This window comes from Massilia litorea, from assembly GCF_015101885.1.
In the GTDB taxonomy this organism is placed as follows: Bacteria; Pseudomonadota; Gammaproteobacteria; order Burkholderiales; family Burkholderiaceae_D; genus Telluria; species Telluria litorea.
Map to the genome: position 1 here is coordinate 3,237,797 of NZ_CP062941.1, position 23,851 is coordinate 3,261,647.

At 67.6% G+C, this 23,851-nt stretch carries 20 protein-coding genes; 12 read left to right on the forward strand and 8 right to left on the reverse strand.

Annotation, left to right across the window (positions count from 1 at the left end):
• Positions 1 to 8 precede the first annotated feature (8 nt).
• On the reverse strand, positions 9 to 359 hold the full coding sequence (locus LPB04_RS14555) for a DUF3147 family protein (RefSeq protein ID WP_193685253.1): 351 nt from the start codon (positions 357 to 359) through the stop codon (positions 9 to 11).
• A 316-nt stretch (positions 360 to 675) separates the two neighbouring features.
• On the opposite strand from LPB04_RS14555, the gene LPB04_RS14560 reads away from it, so the two are divergent.
• The 4 genes from LPB04_RS14560 (at position 676) to pyk (ending at position 5,977) form a co-directional block, all read left to right on the forward strand.
• Positions 676 to 1,764, forward strand: a complete 1,089-nt coding sequence (locus tag LPB04_RS14560) for a tartrate dehydrogenase (RefSeq protein WP_193685254.1) — start codon at positions 676 to 678, stop codon at positions 1,762 to 1,764.
• A 123-nt stretch (positions 1,765 to 1,887) separates the two neighbouring features.
• Positions 1,888 to 3,237 carry a dicarboxylate/amino acid:cation symporter gene (locus LPB04_RS14565; RefSeq protein WP_193685255.1) on the forward strand — a complete coding sequence of 450 codons (1,350 nt, stop codon included), beginning with the start codon at positions 1,888 to 1,890 and terminating at the stop codon, positions 3,235 to 3,237.
• Positions 3,238 to 3,263: 26 nt separating this feature from the next.
• A complete protein-coding gene (locus LPB04_RS14570; RefSeq protein WP_193685256.1) occupies positions 3,264 to 4,544 on the forward strand; it encodes a glycerate kinase type-2 family protein in 1,281 nt (426 codons plus the stop codon).
• The gene (gene pyk, locus LPB04_RS14575; RefSeq protein WP_193685257.1) at positions 4,541 to 5,977 is read left to right on the forward strand and encodes a pyruvate kinase; all 1,437 of its coding nucleotides are present in this window, start codon (positions 4,541 to 4,543) and stop codon (positions 5,975 to 5,977) included. The genes LPB04_RS14570 and pyk overlap by 4 nt, the downstream gene beginning before the upstream one ends.
• 35 nt (positions 5,978 to 6,012) lie before the next feature.
• Here the strand turns inward: pyk and LPB04_RS14580 are convergent, their stop codons facing one another.
• The gene (locus LPB04_RS14580) at positions 6,013 to 6,972 is read right to left on the reverse strand and encodes a LysR substrate-binding domain-containing protein (RefSeq protein WP_193685258.1); all 960 of its coding nucleotides are present in this window, start codon (positions 6,970 to 6,972) and stop codon (positions 6,013 to 6,015) included.
• Positions 6,973 to 7,112: 140 nt separating this feature from the next.
• Here LPB04_RS14580 and LPB04_RS14585 point away from each other — a divergent pair, with 140 nt between their 5' ends.
• Both LPB04_RS14585 and LPB04_RS14590 read left to right on the forward strand, forming a co-directional pair.
• Positions 7,113 to 8,099 carry a Bug family tripartite tricarboxylate transporter substrate binding protein gene (locus LPB04_RS14585; protein WP_193685259.1) on the forward strand — a complete coding sequence of 329 codons (987 nt, stop codon included), beginning with the start codon at positions 7,113 to 7,115 and terminating at the stop codon, positions 8,097 to 8,099.
• Positions 8,100 to 8,140: 41 nt separating this feature from the next.
• Entirely contained in the window at positions 8,141 to 8,473 is a 333-nt protein-coding gene (locus LPB04_RS14590) for a VOC family protein (protein WP_193685260.1), read from the forward strand.
• Here LPB04_RS14590 and LPB04_RS14595 read toward each other — a convergent pair.
• From LPB04_RS14595 to LPB04_RS14605, 3 genes are read right to left on the reverse strand one after another with little or no spacing between them, the layout of a single operon-like run.
• Entirely contained in the window at positions 8,470 to 10,875 is a 2,406-nt protein-coding gene (locus LPB04_RS14595; RefSeq protein ID WP_193685261.1) for an ABC transporter permease, read from the reverse strand. The genes LPB04_RS14590 and LPB04_RS14595 overlap by 4 nt on opposite strands.
• On the reverse strand, positions 10,872 to 11,552 hold the full coding sequence (locus LPB04_RS14600; protein WP_193685262.1) for an ABC transporter ATP-binding protein: 681 nt from the start codon (positions 11,550 to 11,552) through the stop codon (positions 10,872 to 10,874). Before LPB04_RS14600 ends, LPB04_RS14595 begins: the two co-directional genes overlap by 4 nt.
• A 29-nt stretch (positions 11,553 to 11,581) precedes the next feature.
• Positions 11,582 to 12,826, reverse strand: coding sequence for an efflux RND transporter periplasmic adaptor subunit (locus LPB04_RS14605; RefSeq protein ID WP_193685263.1), 1,245 nt, complete (start codon positions 12,824 to 12,826; stop codon positions 11,582 to 11,584).
• A gap of 256 nt (positions 12,827 to 13,082) precedes the next feature.
• On the opposite strand from LPB04_RS14605, the gene LPB04_RS14610 reads away from it, so the two are divergent.
• Together LPB04_RS14610 and LPB04_RS14615 are read left to right on the forward strand one after the other, a co-directional pair.
• On the forward strand, positions 13,083 to 14,423 hold the full coding sequence (locus tag LPB04_RS14610; RefSeq protein ID WP_193685264.1) for a sigma-54-dependent transcriptional regulator: 1,341 nt from the start codon (positions 13,083 to 13,085) through the stop codon (positions 14,421 to 14,423).
• Positions 14,413 to 15,645: a sensor histidine kinase gene (locus LPB04_RS14615; protein ID WP_193685265.1), complete on the forward strand. Its 1,233-nt coding sequence runs from the start codon at positions 14,413 to 14,415 to the stop codon at positions 15,643 to 15,645. Before LPB04_RS14610 ends, LPB04_RS14615 begins: the two co-directional genes overlap by 11 nt.
• Before the next feature lie 19 nt (positions 15,646 to 15,664).
• Here the strand turns inward: LPB04_RS14615 and LPB04_RS14620 are convergent, their stop codons facing one another.
• Positions 15,665 to 17,284: a peroxidase family protein gene (locus tag LPB04_RS14620; protein ID WP_193685266.1), complete on the reverse strand. Its 1,620-nt coding sequence runs from the start codon at positions 17,282 to 17,284 to the stop codon at positions 15,665 to 15,667.
• A 344-nt stretch (positions 17,285 to 17,628) separates the two neighbouring features.
• Positions 17,629 to 18,801 carry an ABC transporter substrate-binding protein gene (locus LPB04_RS14625; protein WP_193685267.1) on the reverse strand — a complete coding sequence of 391 codons (1,173 nt, stop codon included), beginning with the start codon at positions 18,799 to 18,801 and terminating at the stop codon, positions 17,629 to 17,631.
• Positions 18,802 to 18,973: 172 nt separating this feature from the next.
• Between LPB04_RS14625 and LPB04_RS14630 the strand changes: the two genes are divergently transcribed.
• Positions 18,974 to 20,062 (forward strand): porin, encoded by a 1,089-nt coding sequence (locus LPB04_RS14630; RefSeq protein WP_193685268.1) that lies wholly within the window; start codon positions 18,974 to 18,976, stop codon positions 20,060 to 20,062.
• Between the two features lie 172 nt (positions 20,063 to 20,234).
• On the opposite strand, the gene LPB04_RS14635 is transcribed toward LPB04_RS14630, so the two are convergent.
• Positions 20,235 to 21,065, reverse strand: coding sequence for an IclR family transcriptional regulator domain-containing protein (locus tag LPB04_RS14635; RefSeq protein ID WP_227496416.1), 831 nt, complete (start codon positions 21,063 to 21,065; stop codon positions 20,235 to 20,237).
• Between the two features lie 204 nt (positions 21,066 to 21,269).
• Here LPB04_RS14635 and LPB04_RS14640 point away from each other — a divergent pair, with 204 nt between their 5' ends.
• Genes LPB04_RS14640 through pcaF form a run of 3 tightly spaced genes read left to right on the forward strand, consistent with a single transcriptional unit; the run spans position 21,270 to position 23,788 of the window.
• On the forward strand, positions 21,270 to 21,935 hold the full coding sequence (locus LPB04_RS14640; protein WP_193685270.1) for a 3-oxoacid CoA-transferase subunit A: 666 nt from the start codon (positions 21,270 to 21,272) through the stop codon (positions 21,933 to 21,935).
• Entirely contained in the window at positions 21,932 to 22,570 is a 639-nt protein-coding gene (locus LPB04_RS14645; protein ID WP_193685271.1) for a CoA transferase subunit B, read from the forward strand. Before LPB04_RS14640 ends, LPB04_RS14645 begins: the two co-directional genes overlap by 4 nt.
• Positions 22,571 to 22,585: 15 nt before the next feature.
• A complete protein-coding gene (gene pcaF, locus LPB04_RS14650) occupies positions 22,586 to 23,788 on the forward strand; it encodes a 3-oxoadipyl-CoA thiolase (RefSeq protein WP_193685272.1) in 1,203 nt (400 codons plus the stop codon).
• Positions 23,789 to 23,851: the final 63 nt, after the last annotated feature.

Below are 23,851 nucleotides of genomic sequence, written 5' to 3' on the forward strand. Positions count from 1 at the left end.
TGCAAGAATTAAAGGAGCACGATCCCGAACCGTTTCACCGCCAGCGCGAAGGCACCGAAGCAGGCAACCGTGAGCAGGGTGCAGGCACCCAGGGTCGGCCAGAAGCCGAGGCGGCCCAGCAGCCAGGGAAAGGCGAGGAACATCGGCAGCGTCGGCACTACGTACCAGAAGGTGTACCAGGCGTGGTTGGCGACCTTGGCCGCCGGCTGGTTCTCCAGGTGCAGCCAGACGAGGGTCAGCAGCGTGACCATGGGCAATGCTGCGATGAAGCCGCCGATGCGGTCGCTGCGCTTGGCCAGCTCGGACACCAGCACGACGACCGCCGCGGTGACCAGGTATTTCGTGATGATCCACTTCATGTTTTACGCTCACACGTTGATATGTCTGGGCAGCATTATCCATGGGACTGCAGAACCTGGCAGTATGCTTGACCATGAGGCCACCAGCCCGTTTCCCCGGGTTCTGCCGGAGCCCCACCTTGCGTCACTCCCGCCTTCCGCCCCTACGGTACCGGGTAGCACGGCTCATCCAGCCCAGCAGTCAACATTCCACGCTGCCCCCTGATGCATTGTTAAGCTGGAGTTAATAATGGTTTGAGTCCAGCGTCGTTCCGGACCGTCCGTCCCCCGGTACAGTGCATGCACGACATCACCTACCCAGACGGAGACAGCAGCAATGAAAACCTATCAAATCGCAACCATCCCAGGCGACGGCATCGGCAAGGAAGTCGTGCCGGCGGGCCAGCAAGTCCTGGCGGCGCTGGCTGCAGGCAGCAACCGCTTCCAGTTCGCCTTCGAAGACTTCGACTGGGGCGGCGACTACTACCGCAAGCATGGCGTCATGATGCCGGCCGACGGCCTCGACGCACTGCGCGGCAAGGACGCAATCCTGTTCGGCTCGGCCGGCGACCCGGATATCGCCGACCACATCACCCTGTGGGGCCTGCGCCTGAAGATCTGCCAGGGCTTCGACCAGTACGCCAACGTGCGTCCGACCCGCATCCTGCCCGGCATCGACGGTCCGCTCAAGCGCTGCGCACCGGAAGACCTGAACTGGGTGATCGTGCGCGAGAATTCGGAAGGCGAGTACTCGGGCGTCGGCGGGCGCGTGCACCAGGGCCATCCGATCGAAGCGGCGACCGACGTCAGCATGATGACCCGCGTCGGCGTCGAGCGCATCCTGCGCTACGCCTTCACACTGGCGCAGTCGCGTCCGCGCAAGCTGCTGACCGTGATCACCAAGAGCAATGCCCAGCGCCATGCGATGGTGATGTGGGACGAGATCGCGCTGGAAGTCTCGCGCGACTTCCCGGACGTGAAATGGGACAAGGAACTGGTCGACGCAGCCACGGCCCGCATGGTCAACCGTCCGGCCACGCTGGACACGATCGTCGCCACCAACCTGCACGCCGACATCCTCTCCGACCTGGCCGCGGCACTGGCCGGCAGCCTGGGCATCGCCCCGACCGGCAACATCGATCCCGAGCGCCGCTACCCGTCGATGTTCGAGCCGATCCACGGTTCGGCCTTCGACATCATGGGCAAAGGCCTGGCCAACCCGATCGGCACCTTCTGGTCGGTCGTCATGCTGCTCGAGCACCTCGGCGAATCCGAAGCCGCGCAGCAGGTGATGGCGGCCATCGAAAGCGTGACCAGCACCCCTTCGCTGCACACGCGCGACCTGGGCGGCAGCGCCACCACCGTCGAAGTCACCCGGGCGGTGTGCGACTGGATCAAAGCCCGCGGCGAGCGCGCCGCAGCGTAAAACCGGTTCGTCCACCGGCGCCGCGCCCTGCGGCCCGGTTCAGAAATACCCGCGTCCCCTCGTACAACACCCGCCGCAGAGCGGGGAGGGGGCGCTGCAAGCAGCAGACATCAAGGAGACATCATGTCAACCCGCATTTTCGGAAAACTGTACGTGCAGGTCCTGATCGGCGTGCTCGCCGGCGGCCTGCTGGGCTTCCTCTATCCCAAGCTGGGCACCGACCTCAAACCCTTCGGCGACGTCTTCATCCGCCTGATCAAGATGGTGTTCGCACCGGTCATCTTCGCGATGGTGGTGCTCGGCATCGCCCGCATGGAAAGCATGAAGGAACTGGGGCGCGTCGGTGTCCGCGCCCTGGTCTATTTCGAGGTCCTGTCGACCTTCGCCCTGCTGCTCGGCCTCATCGTCGTCAACGTGTTCCAGCCCGGCGCCGGCATGAACGTCGACGCCAGGGCGCTCGACACCCACTCGATCGCCAACTACACGGCGGCCGCCGCCAGGTCGACCGGCTTCGTCGACTTCCTCCTGAACATGGTGCCGACCAGCGTGGTCGATGCGCTGGCCAAGAACGACATCCTGCAGATCCTCGTGTTCGCGACCATGTTCGGCGTGGCGCTGTCGCATATGGGACGTGCGGCGAAACCGGTGGTCGACATGCTGGAAGCCTTCAGCAACGCCATGTTCGTGGTGGTGCGGATGGTGATGCGCATCGCGCCGGTCGCCGCTTTTGGCGCCATCGCTTTCACGGTCGGCAAATACGGCCTGGCCTCGCTGCTCTCGCTCGGCCAGCTGATGGGCTGCATGTACCTGACCTGCCTCGCCTTCATCTTCGTCGTGCTCAATGCGATTGCCCGCGTCTCGGGCTTCAGCCTGTGGAAGTTCCTCCGCTATATCAAGGACGAGATCTTCACGGTTCTCGGCACCAGCTCCTCGGAGTCGGTCGTGCCGCAGCTGATGCACAAGCTCGAGCACCTCGGCGTCTCCCGGCCGGTGGTCGGCCTGGTGGTGCCGGCCGGCGTCACCTTCAACCCGGACGGGCAGTGCATCTACTACACGATGGCCGCGATCTTCATCGCCCAGGCCACGAACACGCCCTTGTCGCTACTGGACCAGTTCGTGATCATGGGCGTGCTGATGGTGACCTCGAAAGGCTCGGCCGGCGTCACCGGTTCCGGCTTCATCACCCTGGCGGCGACGCTCGCCTCGATGGGCAACATCCCGGTCGCGGGCATGGTGCTGCTGCTGGGCGTGGACCGCTTCATGTCGGAAGCGCGGGCGATTACGAATACAATCGGCAATGCGGTCGGCACGGTGGCGATCGCGAAGTGGGTGGGCGGCATCGACAGCGAGCGCATGCACCGCATCCTCGACGGCCAGGAAGTGCCGTCGCTGGTCAGGCCGGTCGAGGAAGCCCCTGTGCCGGTCGACCTGAATGTCGTCGGCCTGGCCGGCGGCCAGAAGGCCTCGGCCTGAACCCGTTCTACGTGCTGGAGAAAGAAATGGAGAGCGAGCGTGACTTCCTCGAAGGCTTGTTCCGGGCCGCGATCGCGGCGGCCCAGCCGGCCCTGTGCATCCCGGCGTATTTGCCGGAAGCCCCACGCGGCCGCCTGCTCGTGATCGGCGCCGGCAAGGCCTCGGCCGAGATGGCGCGCGCGGTCGAGCGCCACTGGCCGGGCAAGCTGGAAGGGCTGGTGGTCACGCGCTACGGCCATGCGGTGCCCTGCGAGCGGATCGAGATCGTCGAGGCCGCGCATCCGGTGCCCGACCAGGCCGGGTTGGACGCCGCCGGACGCATGCTCGCGCTGGTCGGCGGCCTGACGGCCGACGACACCGTGCTGTGCCTGATCTCGGGCGGGGGCTCCTCGCTGCTGCCCTTGCCGCTGCCCGGCATCACGCTGGCGGACAAGCAGGCGGTCAACCGCGCGCTGCTCGCTTCGGGCGCCAGCATCGGCGAGATGAACTGCGTGCGCAGGCACTTATCAAGCATCAAGGGCGGCCGCCTTGCCGCTGCCTGCCATCCGGCGCGGGTGCTCACGCTCCTGATCTCCGACGTACCCGGCGACGACCCGCGCGACATCGCCTCCGGTCCCACGGTGGCCGACGCCAGCACCTGCGCCGACGCACTCGCCATCGTCGAGCGCTACGGTATCGCCTTGCCGCCGCAGGTACGCCAGGTCCTGGCAAGCGGCGCCGGCGAATCCGTGAAACCGGGCGACCCGCGCCTGGCGGGAAATACGGTGCACATGGTCGCCACGCCCCGGATGGCGCTCGAAGCGGCGGCGCGGGTTGCCGAAGCCGCGGGCGTCAAGGCGTATATCCTCGGCGACAGCGTCGAGGGCGAAGCGCGCGAGGCCGGCAAGGTGATGGCCGCCATCGCCCTGCAGGCCGCACGCCGCGGCCAGCCCTTCGCAACCCCGTGCGTGCTGCTCTCGGGCGGCGAGACCACGGTCACCATCAAGGGGGACGGCAGGGGCGGGCGCAACGTCGAATTCCTGCTCTCCGCGGCCATTGCCCTGCGCGGCGAGCCGGGCGTGCACGGCCTGGCCGGCGACACCGACGGCGTCGACGGCGTCGAGGAAATCGCCGGCGCCTACTTTTCGCCGCAGACCCTCGACCGCGCCTTCGCCCTCGGAACGCGGCCGCAGCAAAGCCTGGACCGCAACGACGGCCACGGTTTTTTCCAGCGGCTGGGCGACTCGGTCGTCACCGGGCCGACACTCACCAACGTCAACGATTTCCGGGCCTTCCTCATCAACCCGGCATCCAGGAATGAAACATGAATCGCAACCGTAAAGCCAAAATCGTCGCCACCGTCGGTCCCGCCAGTTCCAGCGCGGCCACCCTGGAAGCCATGTTCCGCGCGGGCGCAGACGTCTTCCGCCTGAACTTCAGCCACGGCACCCACGAGGACCACAAGGCGCGGCTGGCCATCCTGCGCGGCCTGGAAAAATCCCTGGGCCGGCCGATCGGGGTGCTGCTCGACCTGCAAGGACCGAAGCTGCGCATCGGCAGCTTCGCCAACGGCCCGGTGAAACTCGCGCCGGGCGCCGCCTTCCGGCTCGACCTGAACAGCGGACAAGCGGGCGACGTCGAGCGGGTCGCGCTGCCGCATCCGGAAATCTTCGCAGCCCTGGAGGAGGGCGCGCGCCTGCTGCTGGACGACGGCCGCATCGAACTGCAGGTCAAGCGCTTCGGCGACAATTACGCCGATACCGTCGTGGTCGCCGGCGGCATGCTGTCCGACCGCAAGGGCGTGAACGTGCCGGGCGTGGTGGTGCCGATGTCGGCACTGACCGAGAAGGACCGCAGGGACCTGGATTTCGGGCTGGCCCTCGGCGTGGACTGGATCGCGCTCTCCTTCGTGCAGCGGGCCGAGGACATCCATGAGATCAAGGAAATCGTCCAGGACCGGGCCGGAATCATCGCCAAGCTCGAAAAGCCGGCCGCGATCGCCCAGCTCGACGCCATCGTCGAGGCGGCCGATGCGGTGATGGTGGCGCGCGGCGACCTCGGCGTCGAGATGCCGGCCGAGCAGGTGCCGGCGATCCAGAAGCGCATCGTGCGCGCCTGCCGCCGCCTCGGCAAGCCGGTGATCGTGGCAACCCAGATGCTCGAGTCGATGGTGTCGGCGCCGGTGCCGACCCGCGCCGAAGCCTCCGACGTCGCCACCGCCGTCTACGACGGAGCCGATGCGGTGATGCTGTCGGCCGAATCGGCCTCCGGTCAGTTCCCGGTCGAAGCCGTCAAGATGATGAACAGCATCATCGAGCACACCGAATCGGATACCTGGTACGCCGAGAGTATCAAGGCGGCCCAGCACCCCACGCGCGCCGAGATTGCGGACGCCATCGGCCTGGCGCTGCGCAACGTGGCCGACCTGCTGGACGTGGCCGCGACCGTCGCCTACACCATGTCCGGCCACTCGGCCCTGCGCGTGGCGCGCGAACGCCCGCGGGCGCCGATCATCGGCATGACGCCCAAGCTGGCCACGGCGCGCCGCCTGGCCCTGGCCTGGGGCGTGCATGCGGTGCTGGTGCACGATGTGGAGTCGGTGTCGGAGATGACGGACTTCGCCTGCGCCACGGCCGGCCGCGAGGGCCTCGCCAGGCCCGGCCAGGCCATCGTGATCGCGGCCGGCATGCCCTTCGGCGCCGCCGGCACGACCAACCTGCTGCGCATCGCGCGCCTGGACGAAAACGGCGGCGGACAGTGAGGACCGCACGTTTGCGCCTGTAGAAAGCGCCGGGATCAGGCGCCGGCGCCGGCCTCGTTCGACGGCCAGCGCGCCACTTCCTGTCCCATCGGCGTCGCCGCCGAAAACGCGGCGGCGACGAAGTCGACGAAGGAACGCACCCGCGCCGCCGTCTGCAGCTGGTGCGGGTACACCGCATAGATGTCGGCGCCCGGCGTCTCCCAGTTCGCCAGCACCTGGCGCAGGCGCCCGCTCTGCAGGTATTTCGCGATATCCCATTCCGCCCGCATGATCAGCCCGTGCCCTTCGAGCGCCCAGTTGACGGCGATCTCGCCATCGTTGGTACTCAGTTCGCCGCGCACCTTGACCGTCTCGGTGCGCTGGCCGGAACTCAGGTGCCAGATGCCATATCCCTCCGCGCCCTGGCGGATGCCGATGCAGCTGTGGTGGGTCAGGTCGTTCGGTACGCGCGGCGTGCCATGCCGTTCGAGATAGGCGGGGGCGGCGCAGATCAGGCGCCGGTTCGAGGCCAGGCGGCGCGCGATGACGCGGGTATCGGGCGGTTCGCCGAAGCGGATCCAGACGTCGCAGGCGTCCTCGATCAGGGTGGGCGGATTGACGGTCAGCTGCAACTGGACATGCACGTCCGGATGGCGCTTGTGGAAGGCCGAGATCAGCGGCGCGATATGGCTGCGGCCGAAGCCGAGGGTGGCGTTCACCCGCAGCAGGCCCTTGGGCGCCGTGGCGGCGCTCGTGATCATCTGCTCCATGTCCCCGATGTCGGCCAGGATGCGGCGCGAATGTTCGAGGTAGATCTCGCCCTCGGCCGTGAGCCCGATGCGGCGCGTGGTCCGGTGCAGCAGGCGGGTGCCCAGGCGCGCCTCCATCTGCGACAGGCGCTTGCTGACCCCGGCCGTCGTGACATTCAGTTCGCGCGCCGCCGCCGAGAGGCTGCCGGCACGCACCAGCAGGCTGAAAAAGGCCATCTCGGACTGGGCGTTGACGGGAGTGGACATTGTTAATCCAAGTTTAATAATGGTTCAACTTTAGCGTCATCTTTGAGTGCTCGCAACCCGTATATTCAGCTCCTGACCCGTCGTTACCAGCCCGGCAACCGGGACCACGAAGCGAATCCATAACAATTCAGGAGACGAGCATGCAAAAGCATCCCCGGCAGTACCAGCGTATTGCCCAAGCCCTTGCGCTGGGCGTGTTACTCGGAAGCGGCGCCAGCGCAATGGCCCAGGCCTGGCCTGCAAAAACCATCAGCATCGTGGTCCCGTTCGCGACCGGCGGCACCACCGATGCGATCGCGCGCACGCTGGGCCAGGAACTGTCGAAAAACCTGGGCCAGCCGGTGATCATCGAGAACAAGCCGGGCGCCGGCGCGACCATCGGCGCCGACTATGTCGCCAAGGCGAAGCCGGACGGCTACACGCTGCTGGTCGGCGCCGTCCATCACACGATCGCCACCAGCGTCTACAAGAAGCTGCCCTACGACTTCCAGCGCGACCTGGCGCCCGTGTCGACGGTGGCCATGGTGCCGAACGTGCTGGTGGTGAACCCGAACCTCGCGGCGAAGAACGTCGCCGAGCTGGTCGCGCTGGCGAAGAAAACACCGGGCAAGTTGAGCTTCGGTTCGAACGGCAACGGCACCGGCCAGCACCTGATCGGCGCCCAGTTCAGCCTCGCCAGCGGCGTCGACATCGTGCACGTGCCCTATAAAGGCAGCGGTCCGCTGACGATCGACCTGCTGGGCGGCCAGATCGACATGTCCTTCGACACCGTCACGCCGGTGCTCTCGCATATCCGGGCCGGCAAGCTGCGCGCCCTGGCGGTCACCACCATCAAGCGCTCCGCCGCGCTGCCCGAGGTGCCGACGCTCGACGAATCCGGCCTGAAGGGCTTCGACCAGGGCACCTGGTTCGGCCTGCTGGCGCCGGCGGCGACGCCGAAAGACGTGCTGGCGCGCCTCAACACCGAGGTCGTCAGCATCGTGAAATCGCCCGAATTCCAGAAGCGGATGGAAGAGATCGGCGCCGTTCCGATCGGCGGCAGCGCCGCGCAGATGGCGGCCCAGATCAAGACCGACACCGAGCGCTACGCCAAGCTGGTGAAGGACGCGAAGGTCACCGTCCAGTAAGCCGTACGCCATCCCTGGGGACCGTCGGGTAAAGTCGGGCCATGCCCGACTTGAAAAAATACCCTGATACTCCCGACGGCCGCTACTTCGTGGTGCGCGGCCGCCTCTGGCGCACGAGTAATCCGGCACTCGCGCCGGAAAAACGGCAAGCACTGGTCGACCGTCTCATGACGGCGCGGCGCCAGGTCGGCGCCGCCAAACGGGCAGGGGACCGCGAAGCCGAGCGCAGCGCCCGCGCGGCCGTCGACGAGGCCAAGCGCGCGCTCGGCGAGCGCGGCCCCGTGTGGTGGAACGACGGCGCGCCGGACTACAACCGCAAGCTCGCCGCCAACACGCCGTATGCAGCCTGGTACGCCGCGCTGCAACAGGACTAGCTGCGCAGCGCCTGCACCGGACTCATACGCATGGCCACCGCCGTATGCCTTGCCGTCGCCGCCAGTGCCGCCAGCAGCGCCAGCGCCACCGCCGCCACCAGCGGCCACTGTCCCAGCGGCGCATGTTCGGCAAAGCCGTCCAGGTAGGTGCGGATCGCCAGCGCCGCCGCAGGCAGTCCGATCAATCCGGCCACCGCCACCGTCAGCCCGAACTCGCGTCCCAGGCGGCGCGCGATGGCGCCGTTGCTGGCCCCGTACAGCTTGCGGATCACGATCTCGCGCCGGCTGCGCTGCACGGTGTAGGCCGACAGCACATAGATGCCGAAGGCGGCCAGGGCCAGCGCCACCAGGCTGGCGGCGCCGAGGATCTTCACCATGCGCAGGTCCTGGCGGTAGCTGTCGCCGAAGATGCTGGCCGCGCTTTTCATGTACATCATCCCGTTCGGGAAGTACTGGCGCCAGGTCGGGCCGATGGCGTGCGCCAGGGTTTGCTGGTCGAGTGAGCTGCGCACCGTGACGACGCCGTCCGAGTCGGTGAGGAAGTAGACGATCGGTCCCGGGCGCTCGCGCATCGACTGGTGCCGTACGTCCGGCGCCACCCCGACGATGGTCAGGTCGAAGCCGTCGGGACCCGCTGCGAACGGAAGCTTGCCGACCACTTCTTCCGCCGTGCGATACCCCAGCGCCCGCACCGCCGCCATGTTCAGCAGCGCCACCCTGGCCTTGGGCTGGTCGCGTTCGGCGCTGAACAGGCGTCCGGCGACGGGGCGGATGCGGTACAGGTCGAAGAATTCGGGCGACACGCGCTTGATCTCCATCGGCATTTCCTGCCCGCCAGGCGTGGCGAAGCCGCCGGTGATCTTGTTGGCGTCGCGCCCGATCGCTTCGGCCGATACCGCAGCGCCTTCGATGCCGGGCACCCGGGCCACCGCGCGCACGAAGCCCTGCACCTGTTCGTCCTTCGCCAGCGGCATCTCCAGCAGCGTCAGCCCGGCCGGATCGAAGCCGGGATCGGCGCTCGTCGCATACCAGGTCTGCCAGCCCACTGCCACGGTGACGCCGGCCAGCGCCATCGCGGTGGCGAACTGCAGCACCGTCAGGGCACGCCGCAGCCACAGGTTGGTCGTCGTCTCGCTGCTGCTGTCGCGTCCCGCCAGGACGGTGGACGCGTGCACCCGCAAGGCTGTCCACGCCGGGTACGCCCCGGCCGCCAGGCCGGCCAGCACGCCCAGGCCCAGCGCCAGCGCCAGCCGGCCGGGCGTGAAGAAGCCTTCCAGCTTGCGGTCCACCAGGTCGGCGAACAGCGGCTGCAGCAGCCAGGCCAGCAGGATGCCGACGCTGGTGGCCAGCAGGGCGACCAGCACCGACTCGGCCAGGAACTGGCCGGCCACGCGCGCCGCGCTCGCGCCCAGCACCTTGCGCATGCCGATCTCGCGCTGGCGCCGCAGCGTGCGCACGGTGGCGAGATTGATCCAGTTGGTCATGGCGAGGGCCAGGATCAGCAGGGCGACGCCGGCCAGGGCCAGGGTACTGTCGCGCTGGCCGTAGTTGCGCTTGTCGCGGCCGCTGGCGAGATCCGCGTCGAAATACGCATCCGGCATCGCCGCCAGCCTGATATCGACGCCATGGCCGGTCAGCGAGCGGCCCATCGGTCCAGTGCGGAAGCGCTGGTTGACGGGCGATGCTTCCACCGCGTCCTGCAGCAGTGCGGTGAGGCGGACGCTGTCGGCGCCGGGACGCAGCTTGAGGAAGATCTGCCCGCGCTCCTGGTCGGAAGGGTGCAGGTTGCGGTCTTCCGGCTTCAGTGCGCGGCTGAGCGGGCTGCCCAGCGCTTGCCAGCGCACCGTGGTGTTCGCCGGCAGGTCGGGAAGCACGGCCAGCACCTGCAGCAGCTCCTGGCCGACGCCCACCGTCCTGCCGACCACCTCGGCCTGGCCGAACAGGCGCAGCGCGGTCTCGCGCGTGAGCGCCAGGCCGTCGGGTCGGGTCAATGCCGCCTTCAAGTCTCCGCTGAGCGGCACGATGCCGAAGATGGGGCCGAAGTCCGGGTCGACCGCGAACATCCTGACTTCGTGCAGCTGGTCGCCGGCGCGCAGCGGCTGCTGGACCTGGCGTGCGATCGAGGCCTGCTCGACCGCGCCGCTGGCGAGCGCCGTGTCGCGTAGCGACAGCGTGGCGCGCGTGTTCCAGTCCGGGCGCGGGAAGAAATTGATGCGCTGTTTGACGACATAGACCCGTTCGCCGTCCGGCACATGGCTGTTGTAGTTCAGGCAGTAGGCGACGAAGCCGAGCAGCAGGAAGCAGGCGGCGCAGGCGACGGCCAGGCCGAGCACGGTAACGGCCGAATAGCCGGGTTCCTGCAGCAGCTGGCGCCAGCCGATGCGGAAGTCGCGCGCCCTCATGCGGCCCTCAGCGCGTCGATGACGATGCGGCCGTCCAGCAAATTGAGCGTGCGCGAGGCCTGGGCCGCGTGGGCCGGCGAGTGGGTGACCATCACGACCGTCGTGCCCTCGGCGTTAATCGTGCGCAGCATGCGCATCACTTCGTCGCCGTGGGCCGTGTCGAGGTTGCCGGTCGGTTCGTCCGCCAGCAGCAGGGCGGGACCGGCCACCAGCGCGCGGGCGATCGCCACGCGCTGCTGCTGGCCGCCCGAGAGCTGCGATGGTTTGTGGCGCGCGCGGTGCGCCACGCCGAGCTTGTCGAGCATCGCGCCGACCCGCTCGCGCCGCTCGGAGGCGCCCATGCCCGTGTACTCGAGCGCCAGCTCCACGTTTTCGAACACGTTCAGTTCGTCGATCAGGTTAAAACTCTGGAAGATGAAGCCGATGCGCCCGCGCCGCAGGCGGTTCAGGCGCGCCTCGCTCCACCCGGCCACGTTCTCGCCGTCGAACCAGTAGTCGCCGGTACTGGGCACGTCGAGCAGGCCGAGCAGGCCCAGCAGGGTGGATTTGCCGCAGCCCGAGGGGCCGGTGATGGCGACGTATTCGCCGGCCTCGATCTCGAGATCGATCCGGTCGAGCGCCGTGGTGTGGACTTCGCCCGCCACATGGGTCTTGCTGATGCCTGAAAGTTTGAGCATGACTTTCCTTGTTTTCCTTGGGTGAGAGATTACTTCGAAATGCTGAGCGCGGTCGACTGTCCGAAGGCCGCATAGCTGGAGACGATGACCCGTTCGCCCGCTTCCAGGCCGGCCAGCACCTCGACCTGGGCGTTGCTGCGGCGGCCGGTGCGCACCTCGCGCCGCCGGGCCGTGCGGCCGCTTGCGTCGACCACGTAGACCCAGGCGCCGCCGCTGTCGCCGGTCCAGGCGCCGCCCGGGAGCAGCAGGGCGCGCGCCGGATCGCCCAGGGTGAGCTGGGCGTCCAGGCTCTGGCCGGGGCGCAGGGCAGGGGGTTGCGCGTCCGCGAACAGCAATTCGGCGAGAAAGCGGCCTTCCTTGATCTGCGGGTAGACGCCGGAGATCCGCACCGGATAGCGCCGTCCCTCGTAGTCGACCGCGCCCGTGCGTCCGACCGCCACCCGGTTCAGGTAGAACTCGTCGATGCGCGCGGCGAGCTTGAAGCGGCTCGGGTCGTCGATGCGGCCGACGTTCCTGCCGGTGGCGATCGACTCGCCGACCTGCATCCGGAAGTCCGTCAGGCGGCCCGCGCCCGGTGCGCGCACCACCAGCGCGTCGACGGTCGCCTGCACCAGCTGCAGGCCGGTATCGAGTCCGCCGATTGCCTTTTCCAGCTGCGTCAGGGCGGGTGTGCGCACGCGGCTGTCGGCGGCGGCGCTGCGCTGTTCCAGTCCGATCGCGCGCGCTTCCTTGTCGAAGGCGTCGCGCGACTCTTCCAGCGCCACGGCGGAGATGAAGCCCTGCGCCGCCAGCCGCTCGTTGCGCGCATGGCGCTTGCGTGCCTGCTCCAGGTTGAAGGCCAGTTCGTCGAGGCGGCGCTGACGGGCGCTGCGGTCGCTCTCCTGGGCCAGGCGCAGGTTGGCCAGGTTGTAGAGCTGCTGCGCCTGTTCGGCCTGGCGCGCCAGCAGTTCCAGGTTGCGCTGCGGGTTGGCGATGCGGAACAGGAGCTGCCCCTTTTTCACCAGCTCGCCGTCACGCACGAACACTTCTTCGATGCGGCCCGACTCTACCGAATCGAGGATGACGGAGTCGAGCGGCGCGGCGTTCGCGCGCACCACGAGTTCGTCGCGAAATACGCCTTGCTGCACGCTTGCGATCGCGAGCTCGGCCCGTTCCACGCGCAGTCCGCGCGGAACCTGGTGCCAGAGCCAGGCGCCGCCGGCGAGCAGCAGCACGGCAGCCAGCGCGCAGAGCAGGATCGCCTTGCCGCGTTTGCGCGGAACGATGGTGTCCATGGCGGCGCCGGTGGCCGGAGTGGGAAGCGATTGCAGCGACATGAGGGGCCCGGAGAGTGGTGACAGGACCTGTCATTGCAAGCGCCGTGCCATGGCGGCCCCAAGCCCTTTTCGCCCGCTTTTGCAGTCGGCCTGTCCGCTCCCGGACAGGGCAGGTGTTCATATCCGGACAGGTGTGCGGGCACGGCGAACTTGTGATTTCGCCATCTCATCTTCGCTGCTAGAATGCCCCGGACTTCAACCCAGCCAGGCCGCCATGGAACCGACCACCGCCCGCATCCTGATCCTCGACGACGACGCCGACGTGGCCTTCGCCGCGCGGATGCTGCTGCGCCGCCGCCACGGCGAAGTCACGGTGCTGCAGGACCCGGCGCGGCTGGCGCTGGCCCTGGCGCAGGGTGTGCCCGACGTGGTCCTGCTCGACCTGAACTTTACGCCGGGACGCACGGACGGCGCCGAAGGCCTCGCCGTGCTCGACCTGCTGCGCCGGCAACCGCGGCCGCCGGCCGTGATCGCCCTGACGGCCTACGCCGACGTGCCGCTGGCGGTGGAGGCGCTCAAGCGCGGCGCGGGCGACTTCATCACCAAACCCTGGGACAATGCGCGCCTGCTGGCCGCCGTCGATGCCGCCCTGGCGCGCCGTAGCACGGCCTGCGTTGCCGGCGCCGCGTCGATCCTGATGGGCGAGTCGCCCGCCATGGCGGCAGTCAGGGCGATGGTGGCGAGTGTCGGTCCCACCGAGGCGAACGTGCTGGTGCTGGGCGAGAACGGTGTCGGCAAGGAGCTGGTGGCGCGCGCCATCCACGCCGCGTCGAAACGCGCCGGCGCCGCCTTCCTCGCCGTGGACATGGGCGCGCTGCCGGAAGCGACCTTCGAGAGCGAACTGTTCGGCCACCGCAAGGGTTCGTTCACCGATGCGAAGGCGGACCGCGACGGCCGCTTCCAGGCCGCGCGCGGCGGCACGCTGTTCCTCGACGAGGTCGGGAACATGCCCTTGCCGGCGCAGGCCAAGCTGCTCGCCGCGCTGGAACGGCGCGAAGTGACGCCGCTCGGCGCCGACCGGCCGCAGGCGGTCGACGTGCGCATCGTCAGCGCCACCAATCTCGATGAAGCGAGCCTGTTCGACCCGGGCGTGTTCCGTCCCGACCTGCTGTTTCGCCTGAATACCATCGTGATCCGGGTGCCCCCGCTGCGCGAGCGCCGCGGCGACATCCCTGGCCTGCTGCGCCACTACCTGGCGCACTACGAAGCGCAGTACGCGCGGCCGGCGCGCGCGCTGTCGAACGCGGCACAGGCGGCGCTGCTCGCATGGCAGTGGCCGGGCAACGTCCGCGCGCTGCGCCACGCCTGCGAACGGGCCGTGATCCTGGCGGCGGGCGCGGCCTACGAGACCGGGGACTTCGGCCTGGGCACGCCGGCCGTCGCGCCATCCGCGCTGGCCGCTCCCGCGCTCGATGACCAGACCCTGGGCGAAGTCGAGCGCGGCGCGATCGCCGCCGCACTGGCCCAGGCGAAGGGCAATATCAGCGAGGCCGCGCGCCGGCTCGGCCTGAGCCGCGCCGCCCTGTACCGCAAGCTCGAGAAGCATGGCCTCTAGCGCTTCGCTGCGGCGCGGAGCCCTTGCCGGTGTGGCCGCGTTGATGGCGCTGGCGGCCGCTGCCGGGGCCGCGGCGGGCTCGCCGCGCCTGCAGGTCACGTGCGCGCTGGCGGCGCTCGTCCCCGCCTGGCTCGTATGGCGCGCGCTGTCTCGCATGGCGCCGCCGCCGGCGCAAATGGCCCAGGCAGATCCGCCGATGCTGCGGCGAGCGGACGACGCACTGGTGCTGGAAGCCCGCCTCGAACATGCGCCGGTCGCGCTGTTCCTGCTCGATCCCTCCACTTGCGCAGGCGAGGCCGCGCCCCTGAATGCCAGCGCGCGCCAGCTGCTCGCGCCCGGGCGCGTGACCGATCGCGCGGCACTTTGCTCGCAGCTGGCCGCGCAGCCGGCGAGCGGCCGCGCGCTGCTCGCCTTCGACACCGAACGCGGTGTCGAACGCGCCATGGTGGCGATGTCCTCGCTGACGGTGCAGGGCAAGGCGCAGCGCATTGCCGCGCTGCTCCCGGTGGAAAGCGAGCTCGAATCCGAAACCCTGAACGCCTGGCGCCAGCTGGTGCAGGTGCTGACCCACGAAATCATGAATTCGCTCACGCCGGTGGCCTCGCTGTCGAACACGGCGCAGGGCATGCTGGCGGAACTCCAGCCGCAGCTCGAGGGCGAAGTTGAAGCCGAACTCGCCGCCGACCTGGGCGCGGCGCTCGACGCCATCGCGCGCCGCGCGACCAGCCTTGCCGATTTCGTCGGCAGCTACCGCAGCCTGTCCAGCATGCCGGAACCGGTGCCGGAGCAGGTCGCGCTCAAACAGCTGCTGGTGCGCGTGTCGATGCTGGTCGAACCGGCCTGGCGCGCACGCGGCGGCGAGCTGCGCATCCTGGTCGAGCCGGACTCGCTGGCGCTGGTGGCCGATGCGGGCCAGCTCGAACAGGCCCTGATCAACCTGTTGAAGAACGCGTTTGAAGCGACCGCGGGCCTGGCGGCGCCGCGCGCCACCGTGCACGCGCGCCTGGTGCGCGGCGCGCGGCTGCGCATCGAGGTCAGCGACAACGGTCCCGGCGTGCCGGAAGAACTGCTGCCGCACATTTTCACGCCCTTCTTCACCACCCGGAAGGGCGGGCGCGGGATCGGGCTGGCGCTGGTGCGCCAGCTGGTGCATGCGAATGGGGGCACCGTCCGCCACGTGCGTCCCGTGACGGGCGGCGCCCGCTTCGTGCTCGGTTTCTGAGGGTCAGGTGTAGAAGCGCCTACAGCGGCGCCACCACGCCCGCGAACTGCAGCAGGTCGGCCATGCGGAAGTCGCCGGGGTGGCTCGTGGGCAGCGTGGGTTTCCACTGCGGCGCGGCGCGCAGCCAGGACCCGGGGTCTTCCCTGAGCAGGCCGACGAAGACTTCGCCGACGATGCGCGCGCCGACCGGTCCGAGGCGCAGGCCGTGTTCCATCACCTCGGCTTCCTTCAGGATGTAGAAGAACAGCGGCGTGGAGCTGGCCAGCGTGGTGCGTGGATCGAGCGCGTAGGGAGCGAGCTCGCTCAGCTGGCTCGGCGCCAGCACCGGCATGTGCATGCTGCGCGCGATGGCCTGGCCGGACGGGATGCCGAAATTGATGTGGCGGCTCAGGGTGCGGGCCGGCAGTGCCTGGACGCCGTCGTTCGGCAGGCCCGGCGAGGGCGCGCGCGAGCCCGGCAAATTCATCAGCGGCGACGACAGCCTGGTATCGATGCGCTTGTTCGGACGCATGTTGCCGTCGCCGAAATCGAAGAAGGTCTGCCAGTCGATGAAGCGGCGCGCCGCCCGCTTGCCGCCGCGCAGGTCGTTCGGATCGGGCGCCGCCGGATTTTCCGTGTCGTCGAAGATGAAGGCGAAGAAGGGTGTGCCGCCGGTGGGGCCGAAATTGGCGCGGTAGCTGGGGCGCACCTGCGAGTGCCCGAAGCGGTACACGGCGGCATTGAATTCGATCGGGATGCGCGGCATCTCGTGGCCGTCGCCCATCCTGAAGCGGTTCACGGCGTCCTGCGGCCGGTAGTACTGCAGGCCGTCGCGCAGGATCGCATCGAGCCGCTCCTGGCCGATCGTCAGCGGCAGGAACTCATGCAGGATGATCCACTGGTAGTGCCAGGTCACGAGACGGCGCGCGTCGGCGAAGATGCGCTCGGCCGGGGCCCCCCTGTAGGCCGGCTGGGCCGCCAGGAAATCGGTGATCCGGTTATGGAAGGAGAGCAGGGCAACCTGCATCTGCGAGATGACGAGGTTCTCGTCGTTGCGGCTTTCGGCCACGATGGCATTGCCCGCGCGGTCGCGCGGCAGGTCGTTGCGCATCGCGCCATGCCGGGACACGGTCTCGGAACCGGGGATGCGCTCGAGCCGGAATTTGATGCGGCCGGAACCCGTGTCGTACAGTTCGGGCGAACCCGCCGGCCCGTTGCCGTAGACCGAATCGAGGTCGAAGGCCGCGGTGCGGAAGTTCACCGTCTGCGTCGGCGAGGCGTTCGCGTTCAGGATCGACTTCTTGTCGAAGGTGATGTCGTGGTCGAGGAACTGGCCCAGGAAGGTCATTCCCGCGGTCATGTTCGGGTTGTCCGGATTGTTCGGGCTGAACACGGATGGATTGAGGATCGACTGGACCGGGTCGGTGAGCTTGTCGCCGGCGTCGATCAGGTCGTTGCGTGCGCCCATGCGCTGCAGCGCCGCGCGCGCCGTACCGGTCTGCGGCGCGAAGGAGGGCAGGCCGGGAAACATGCGTGTGAATACGTTGTCCGGGTGGGGCGCGCGCGCTGGTTGACGCGCCGTCACCGTGTCCGCATGGGCGGTAGTTGCAAGCAGAGATAAACCGAATGGCGCGAGCGCCGACAGAAGGTGCTTTCTCATCTGGTGACTCCTGAAAAAAACAGACATTCAACGCGCGCGCGGGGCGCACCCTACACCCATGCATAAGGGAAAAGGATCAGAGGCGTACCGGCCGGGATGGGCGGCAGCAGTGAAAGGGCAGAGGGAAAGACACAAAACCGAACGAGGAAAACGTTGAAGGGGTTCAGTATCGGTAGCGAAAAAAGGATGTCAAGCAAGGTGAGGCAGCCGGAAATTGCCCGGCTGATGCCCCTGCCGGCTGGGGGGCGGGGCTAGCGCGGCGCCGCACTCCCGGCGCCGTATTTACGTATCTTTACATCCGACACCGGCCTGTGCGGGACAGGCCGGGCGAGCATTCCGAGGGTTTATTTCCCTGGATCTTTCTGGTTCGTGAACTGGTCGAACTCGACGTTGTAGGGTTGCCCGTTGACGTTCTCGACCTTGCGCACGTACACCGTTTGCACCACGTCGCGCGTGGCCGGGTCGATGCTGATCGGGCCGCGCGGGCTCTGGATCTTCATGCCCTTCAGCACCTCCATTGCCTTGTCGCCGTCGATCTTGCCGTTCAGTTTCTGGCTGACCTGGTAGATCGCGTTCATGCCGTCATACGCTGCGACGGCCATGAAGTTCGGGCGGCCGCCCTGCGGATTGGCCGCGGCAAAGCTTTTCAGGAAGGCGTCGTTCTCCGGCGATTTATGCGCGGCCGAGTAGTGGAAGGTGGTGATCACGCCCTGGGTGGCGTCGCCCATGGCCGGCAGCACGTGGTCGTCGGTCAGGTCGCCGGTGGCGATGACCCTGATGCCGGCGGCAGCCAGGCCGCGCTCGCGGTAACCCTTCATGAAGGCGATGCTCTGCTCGCCGGCGGGCACGAAGACGAACACGGCGTCCGGCTTGGCGTCCTTGATGCGCTGGATGAAGGACGCGAATTCCGGGTTGCGCAGCGGGACGCGGATCGCTTCCGCCACCGTGCCGCCGTTCTTCACCAGGCGCTCGCTGAAGGCCTTTTCGGCATCGATGCCGGGACCGTAGTCGGCGACGACGGTAGCGACGGTCTTGATCTTGTTCTTGACCGCCCAGTCGGCCATCGGCGCCGAGATCTGCGGCAGCGTCATCGAGAAGCGCGCGATGTAGTCGGACTTCGTGGTGATGACGGAGGTGGCCGCGTTCATGATGATCATCGGCTTTTTCGCCTGCTGGGCGATCGGGGCGACGGCCAGCGCTTCCGGCGTGAGGCCGAAGCCGGCCAGGAAGTCGACCTTGTCGCGCACCACCAGTTCCTGTGCCAGGCGCTTGGCCACTTCCGGCGCCGGGCCGGTGGTGTCCTTGTAGATGATCTGGATCTTCTTGCCGGCCACGGTATCGCCGTGCTGTGCCATCCAGGCCTTGATGCCGCCCTCCATCTGCTTGCCGTAGTCGGCGAAGGGGCCGGAGAAGGCGGCGATCACGCCGACCTTGATGGTGTCCTGGGCCTGCGCGCCGGGCGCGAAGGCGAACAGGGCGGTGGTGGCAAAGGCCGCGGCAATCGTCGTGAATTTCATGCGTGTCTCCTGTGGTTGGTCTTGTCGGAAGCGTGTCGTTATCACCACTGCATCATAGCCTGCATGCGCATATTGTTGACAAGCTTTCGTGAGAACCATAGTATCGGCTTTGTGTTCGATTAACAACCTCTTGTTCGATAATCGAACACATCTTATAAAACACGGAGACAATATGAAGAACACCATCTGCAGCGCCGTCGCGCTGATGTGCGGCCTGGCCGCGTCCGCAGCCCAGGCACAGACCGCAGTCCAGATCTACGGTATCGTCGACAGCGGCGTTGCACATCTGACCAACGTGAATAGTGCGGGCGACTCGATCACCAAGGTGCCGTCGCTCACCAGTTCCTTCCCGTCGCGCATCGGTTTCCGCGGCACCGAGGACCTCGGCGGCGGCCTGCAGGCCTTCTTCGTGCTGGAAAACGGCCTGGCCCTCGACACCGGCACCCAGCAGCAGGGCGGCCGCCTGTTCGGGCGCCAGGCCAACGTCGGCATCAAGGGTGCGTGGGGTACGGTCACGATCGGCCGCCAGCTGAACATGACCTATATCTCGGGCCTGAAGACCGACGTGCTGGGACCGCACCTGTTCGCGATCGGCAGCATCGATCCCTACCTGCCGAACGCGCGCAGCGACAATGCGATCGGCTACATGGGCAATTTCGGCGGCTTCGTGCTGGGCGCAACCTACAGCTTCGGGCGCGATGCCTCGGCCGCCGGGGGGCCAGCCGCCACCAACTGCGCCGGCGAAGTGGCGGGCGACTCGCGCGCCTGCCGCCAGTACACCGGCCTGGTCGGCTACGAGACGAAAGCCTGGGGCCTGAATGCCTCGTATGACCGCATGAACGGCAATGTCGGCGCGGCCGGCGGCCTGACCAGCAGCGCCAACACCGACATCCGCAAAACCGTCAACGGCTATGTGATGTTCGGCCCGACCAAGCTGGGCGGGGGCGTGGTCGACCGCGAGACGAACGCCGCCACGGGCCGCACCGATTCCGACCTGTACTACCTCGGCGTCAGCCACCCGATCGGCGCCTTCGTCGTCGACGCCCAGGTCGCACGGCGCGAGACCAAGAACTCGGCCAACGACGTCGACATGTATGTTGCGCGCCTGACCTATGCGATGTCGAAGCGGACCTTCGTCTATACGGCTGTCGGCCGCATGGATAACAAGGGCGCGTCGGCGGTGGCGCTGGATGCGGGTGGAACCGTTGGCGCCGGCCTCGGTCAGAATGGCGTGATGGTCGGCCTGCGCCACCACTTCTGATCATCGCTGGCTGGTGCGTAACGTAGATTCGTAGGGTGGGCACTCCGTGCCCACGCGGTGATACGCGACGGCGAGATCGTCGAGCACGATAACGGAGCAGGCACGTATCACGCGTGGGCTCGGAGAGCCCACCCTACGGTGCGCAGCGGTTAGTAGTCATCCGGACGAGTCTCTACGGCAGCAGCACCGCCAATTCCTGCGCACCCCTCTGCAGCACCGGCAGGAATTCTTCGCGCATCCTGTCGGCGCTGACGCGGCTGGCCTGGGCGCCGACGTTCAGCGCGGCCAGCACCTGGCCCGAGGCGCCGCGCACCGGTACCGCGATCGAGCGCAGGCCCAGCTCCAGTTCCTCGTCGTTGATCGCATAGCCGTCCTGGCGCACTTGCAGCAGAATCTCGCGCAGGCGCTTCTGGCTGGTGACGGTCTTGTCGGTCATGGGTTTCAGTCTGGCTTTTGCGAAATACGCGTCCAGCGCGTCGGGCGCCAGGTGCGCCAGCATCACGCGGCCGAGCGAGGTGCAGTAGGCCGGCAGGCGGCTGCCCGTGTTCAGGGCCACCGACATCACCCGCGAAGCGGCGGAGCGCGCCACGTACAGCACTTCGCCGTCGTCGAGCACGGCCAGCGAACAGGATTCGCCGAGCTGCGCGCTGATGCCGTTCAGGTAGGGCTGGCTGGAGACCGTGAGCGGTGTGGACGACAGGTAGGAGTAACCTAGTGTCAGTACCTTCGGACGCAGCGAGAAATTGTTCAGTTCGGCCTCGACATAGCCGAGCTGCTGCAGTGTGAACAGGCAACGGCGCACGGCGGCGCGCGGGATGCCGGTCTTCTGGCTGATCTGCGCGATGGTTTGCGGCTTGCGCGAGTCGCTGAAGGCCTGCACCACGGCCAGGCCGCGCGCCAGCGAGGTCATGAAGCTGGGGTCGGTCAGCGCGTCGATCTGTTCGGCGATCGTCGGTTCGCGCTCTTCGGGGACTTCAGGGCTGTCGGGCTCGTTTGATTGCATGGTCGATTTTGTCATGGCGGGATTTTAATGCAGGGGAGTGCGCCGGGTCGGATTTATGAGTCGGTCTTTTTTTCTTGACCTTTCGGCCAGCGTGCCACTACACTGGTTGGGCGGTAATCAACCATTAGTTCGATTATCGAACAACTGCAACATTCTTTCAAGTGCGTCACGCACGATTCGTGCGGTGCACATCAAGGTGGACACATGATCGATAAAACCTTTGAATCGCTGCAACGTGCCGTCGCCGACGTGCATGACGGCGCGACCGTCATGATCGGCGGCTTCGGCAATGCCGGCATGCCGGCCCAACTGATCGACGCGCTGATCGAGCAGGGCGCGCGCGAGCTCACCATCGTGAACAACAATGCGGGCAACGGCGATACCGGCCTTGCCGCGCTGCTGGCTGCCAAGCGGGTGCGCAAGATCATCTGCTCCTTCCCGCGCCAGAGCGACTCGCACCATTTCGACGCCTTGTACCGCGCCGGCGAAATCGAGCTCGAGCTGACCCCGCAGGGCAACCTGGCCGAGCGCATCCGCGCCGCCGGCGCCGGCATCGGCGGCTTCTTCACCCCGACCGGCTACGGCACCCTGCTGGCCGAGGGCAAGGAGACGCGCCTGATCGACGGCCGCCACTATGTGCTCGAGTCGCCGATCCACGCCGACTTCGCGCTCATCAAGGCCCTGAAAGGGGACCGCTGGGGCAACCTCGTCTACCGCAAGACCGCGCGCAACTTCGGCCCGATCATGGCGATGGCCGCCAAGGTCGCCATCGCGCAAGTGAGCGAGATCGTGCCGCTCGGCGAACTCGACCCGGAAAACATCGTCACGCCGGGCATTTTTGTGCAGCGCGTGGTGAAGGAGGCAGCATGAACCGCTACACGAGAGACCAGATTGCGGCCCGGGTGGCGCAGGACATCTTTGAAGGCGCCTACGTCAACCTCGGCATTGGCCTGCCGACCAAGGTGGCCAACTTCCTGCCGAAAGACCGCGAAGTCTTCCTGCACAGTGAAAACGGCCTGCTCGGCATGGGCCCCGCGCCTGCGCCCGGCGAAGAGGACGAAGACCTGATCAACGCCGGCAAGCAGCCGGTGACGATCCTGACGGGTGGCGCCTATTTCCACCACGCCGACTCCTTCGCCATGATGCGTGGCGGCCACCTCGACATCTGCGTGCTGGGCGCCTTCCAGGTGTCCGAAAAGGGCGACCTGGCCAACTGGCACACCGGTGCGCCGGACGCGATTCCGGCAGTCGGCGGCGCGATGGACCTGGCCCTCGGCGCCAAAAAGGTCTACGTGATGATGGACCACCAGACGAAAACCGGCGAAAGCAAGATCGTGCGCGAGTGCAGCTATCCGCTCACCGGCGTGGCTTGCGTGAACCGCATCTATACCGACCTGGCCGTACTCGACGTCACCCCGGATGGCCTGCGCGTCGTCGAGATGGCGCCGGGCCTTACCTTTGACGAGCTGCAGGCCGCCACTTCCGCGACCCTGCTGGCTTCCTGATTCGAGAGGATGATCATGACCGACGCTTTTATCTGCGACGCAATCCGCACCCCGATCGGCCGCTACGGCGGCGCCCTGAAGGACGTCCGTGCCGACGACCTCGGCGCCATCCCGCTGCGCGAACTCATGAAGCGCAATCCCGGCGTCGACTGGACGCAAGTCGACGACGTGATCTTCGGCTGCGCCAACCAGGCCGGCGAAGACAACCGCAACGTGGCCCACATGTCGTCCTTGCTGGCCGGCCTGCCGGCCGATGTCCCGGGCACCACCGTGAACCGCCTGTGCGGCTCGGGCATGGACGCGATCGGCATCGCCGCACGCGCCATCAAGTCGGGCGAGACGCAGCTGATGATCGCGGGCGGCGTCGAATCGATGACGCGCGCGCCTTTCGTGATGGGCAAGGCCGAATCCGCCTTCTCGCGCCAGGCCACGATTTACGACACCACGATCGGCTGGCGCTTCCCGAACAAGGCGATGAAGCACCAGTACGGCACCGATTCGATGCCGGAGACGGCCGAGAACGTCGCCGTCGACTACAAGGTCTCGCGCGCAGACCAGGACAAGTTTGCGCTCGCCAGCCAGCAGAAGACGGCGCGCGCCCAGGCCGAAGGCCTGTTCGCGGACGAGATCGTCCCGGTACTGATTCCCCAGAAAAAAGGGGATCACATCAGCTTCGAGAAGGACGAGCATCCGCGCGAAACCAGCCTCGAAGCCCTGGCGAAACTCAAGGGCGTCGTGCATCCGGAAGGCAGCGTCACCGCCGGTAACGCCTCGGGCGTGAACGACGGCGCCTGCGCCGTGCTGCTGGCCAGCAGCGAAGCGGCCGAGAAATACGGTCTGACCAGGCGTGCCCGCATCGTCGGCATGGCCACCGCGGGCGTGCCGCCGCGCGTGATGGGCATCGGCCCGGCGCCGGCCACCAAGAAGCTCTTGACCCAGCTCGGCATGACCATCGACCAGATGGACATCATCGAACTCAATGAGGCCTTCGCATCGCAAGGCTTGGCCGTGTTGCGCGAACTCGGCGTTGCCGACGACGATCCGAGGGTGAACCCCTACGGCGGCGGCATCGCCCTCGGCCACCCGCTGGGCATGAGCGGCGCCCGTCTCGTCACCACCGCCATGTACCAGCTGCACCGCACCGGCGGGCGCTACGCGCTGTGCACGATGTGCATCGGCGTGGGGCAGGGGATTGCGATGGTGATCGAACGGGTCTGAGGCAGTACCGCAGCACTGAAAAACGATAAGCAGGAGACAAAAGCATGAACCAGCACTTCACGA

Excerpts from the sequence above, each read along its gene's own strand:
- LPB04_RS14555 (WP_193685253.1), bottom strand. The coding sequence starts at position 359 with ATGAAGTGGATCATCACGAAATACCTGGTCACCGCGGCGGTCGTCGTG.
- LPB04_RS14560 (WP_193685254.1), top strand. The coding sequence starts at position 676 with ATGAAAACCTATCAAATCGCAACCATCCCAGGCGACGGCATCGGCAAG.
- LPB04_RS14565 (WP_193685255.1), top strand. The coding sequence starts at position 1,888 with ATGTCAACCCGCATTTTCGGAAAACTGTACGTGCAGGTCCTGATCGGC.
- LPB04_RS14570 (WP_193685256.1), top strand. The coding sequence starts at position 3,264 with ATGGAGAGCGAGCGTGACTTCCTCGAAGGCTTGTTCCGGGCCGCGATC.
- pyk (WP_193685257.1), top strand. The coding sequence starts at position 4,541 with ATGAATCGCAACCGTAAAGCCAAAATCGTCGCCACCGTCGGTCCCGCC.
- LPB04_RS14580 (WP_193685258.1), bottom strand. The coding sequence starts at position 6,972 with ATGTCCACTCCCGTCAACGCCCAGTCCGAGATGGCCTTTTTCAGCCTG.
- LPB04_RS14585 (WP_193685259.1), top strand. The coding sequence starts at position 7,113 with ATGCAAAAGCATCCCCGGCAGTACCAGCGTATTGCCCAAGCCCTTGCG.
- LPB04_RS14590 (WP_193685260.1), top strand. The coding sequence starts at position 8,141 with ATGCCCGACTTGAAAAAATACCCTGATACTCCCGACGGCCGCTACTTC.
- LPB04_RS14595 (WP_193685261.1), bottom strand. The coding sequence starts at position 10,875 with ATGAGGGCGCGCGACTTCCGCATCGGCTGGCGCCAGCTGCTGCAGGAA.
- LPB04_RS14600 (WP_193685262.1), bottom strand. The coding sequence starts at position 11,552 with ATGCTCAAACTTTCAGGCATCAGCAAGACCCATGTGGCGGGCGAAGTC.
- LPB04_RS14605 (WP_193685263.1), bottom strand. The coding sequence starts at position 12,826 with ATGGACACCATCGTTCCGCGCAAACGCGGCAAGGCGATCCTGCTCTGC.
- LPB04_RS14610 (WP_193685264.1), top strand. The coding sequence starts at position 13,083 with ATGGAACCGACCACCGCCCGCATCCTGATCCTCGACGACGACGCCGAC.
- LPB04_RS14615 (WP_193685265.1), top strand. The coding sequence starts at position 14,413 with ATGGCCTCTAGCGCTTCGCTGCGGCGCGGAGCCCTTGCCGGTGTGGCC.
- LPB04_RS14620 (WP_193685266.1), bottom strand. The coding sequence starts at position 17,284 with ATGAGAAAGCACCTTCTGTCGGCGCTCGCGCCATTCGGTTTATCTCTG.
- LPB04_RS14625 (WP_193685267.1), bottom strand. The coding sequence starts at position 18,801 with ATGAAATTCACGACGATTGCCGCGGCCTTTGCCACCACCGCCCTGTTC.
- LPB04_RS14630 (WP_193685268.1), top strand. The coding sequence starts at position 18,974 with ATGAAGAACACCATCTGCAGCGCCGTCGCGCTGATGTGCGGCCTGGCC.
- LPB04_RS14635 (WP_227496416.1), bottom strand. The coding sequence starts at position 21,065 with ATGCAATCAAACGAGCCCGACAGCCCTGAAGTCCCCGAAGAGCGCGAA.
- LPB04_RS14640 (WP_193685270.1), top strand. The coding sequence starts at position 21,270 with ATGATCGATAAAACCTTTGAATCGCTGCAACGTGCCGTCGCCGACGTG.
- LPB04_RS14645 (WP_193685271.1), top strand. The coding sequence starts at position 21,932 with ATGAACCGCTACACGAGAGACCAGATTGCGGCCCGGGTGGCGCAGGAC.
- pcaF (WP_193685272.1), top strand. The coding sequence starts at position 22,586 with ATGACCGACGCTTTTATCTGCGACGCAATCCGCACCCCGATCGGCCGC.